This is a genomic window from Streptomyces sp. MnatMP-M17 (assembly GCF_900091995.1).
Taxonomy (GTDB): Bacteria; Actinomycetota; Actinomycetes; order Streptomycetales; family Streptomycetaceae; genus Streptomyces.
Map to the genome: position 1 here is coordinate 1 of NZ_FMDK01001201.1, position 1,481 is coordinate 1,481.

Genomic DNA, 1,481 nt, shown 5'->3' on the forward strand with positions numbered 1-1,481 from the left:
CCCGGGCGACTCCTGCGGAGCCGATGATTACGGCATCGGCTCCGCAGGCTCCGACGGTCTCCACGTCCTGTCTGGTCCTGACCCCGAAGCCGATGGCTATCGGGGACGCTGTGTGCGCCCGGAGCGCGGTGACCGTGGCGGCCAGTGCGGCATGGCCGGCGGCCGGAGCGGTGCCACTGCGTCCGTAGTGGGCGACGAGATAGAGATACGCGCTTGCCTCGGCCGCCGCCTCGGCCATGGTCGCGGGCGGGCTCTGCTGGTAGCAGGTGGTGACGACAGGCACTCCCGCGGCACGGGCGGCCGTGTAGTGGGCGGTGCGCAGCCGTGGCGGCAGCGCGTGGACGAGCAGTCCGTCGGCACCGGAGTCCGCGACCGTACGCAGCGTGCGCTCCGGGTCCCGGTGCTTGAGCGAGTGGCTCCAGTCGGCGAGCAGCGCGATCCGCAGCCGGCGCAGCCTCGGCCGTACCTCGGCGATGAAGGCCAGCACCTCGTCCAGTCCGACGCCCAGATCGAGCGCGCGGCGGGCCGAGCGGCGGATCACGGGCCCGTCGGTGACCGAGTCCGGGAAGGGCACGGCCAGTTCGAGACAGTCGACGCCCTCCTCGTCGAGCATGAGGACCAGATCGGCGAGGACATCGAGCGGCGGATCCCCGGCGTTGAGGAAGAGCGCCAGCCCTGGGCCCTCGCCGGGCGCGGTCCGTGTGAAGAAGTCAGCCATGGCTCGCCGTCCCGGTCCCGGCGGGCCTGCCGGGCGCCGCCGCCCGTATGCGCTCGGCGAGCTCGCGGGCGGCTCCGCTCCGTACGGCGTCCTCCGCGACGGCGACGGCCTTGGTCCAGTCCGGGGTGTGGCCGCTCGCGACGGACAGTGCCGCGGCGTTGAGGCAGACCGTACGGGTGGCCACCTCACCGGCGGTGCCGGCGAGGACGGAGAGGAAGTGGGCGGGCGCGTCGGCGGGATCCGTGACCGGCAGCAGATCCTCGAAGCCGCCGTCGGCCGCTACGAGCTCGCCCGCCGGGAAGCACAGCTCCTGGCCGTCGTTGGTGTGGATCGTGTTGTCGGCGAAGCCGAGGAGTTCATCGGCTCCGCGGTCGTTGGTGGTCAGCCACAGGGTGCGGCCGGTGACGGTGGTGGCGAGGGCGCGCAGCTCCGCCAGCGGCGCGCTCGCCGAGACACCGGTGATCTGCGCGGTGACGGGCAGATCCGCGAGGAAGGGCCCGAGCGAGTTGAGGAACCGGCCGAAGGGCTTCATGCTCGTCGGTGCGATCGTCCTGGCCAGCCGGGTGAGCTGGACGGGATAGACGAACGGGCCCGCGAAGGCGATGCCGAACCGGTCCAGCGTCTCGGCGGTCTGGTCGTACGAGGAGGTCAGCCGGACGCCGAGCCGCACCAGCAGATCGACGGAGCCGAGCGAGCTGGTGTACGCGCGCGAGCCGGTCTTGACGACCCGTACCCCGGCCGCGGCGGCGACGAACGCCGACGC

The 1,481-nt window shown here is 72.9% G+C and carries 1 protein-coding gene and 1 pseudogene; both read right to left on the reverse strand.

The genetic code is table 11. The annotated features are described in order from the left end of the window. Positions 1-718, reverse strand: a 718-nt coding sequence (gene trpA / locus GA0115259_RS37755) for a tryptophan synthase subunit alpha (RefSeq protein WP_093605099.1), incomplete at its 3' end; no start/stop codon positions are given. Further along, positions 711-1,481 (reverse strand): annotated as a pseudogene (locus GA0115259_RS37760) (hypothetical protein); the annotation flags it as partial. The pseudogene GA0115259_RS37760 and the gene trpA, both read right to left, overlap by 8 nt.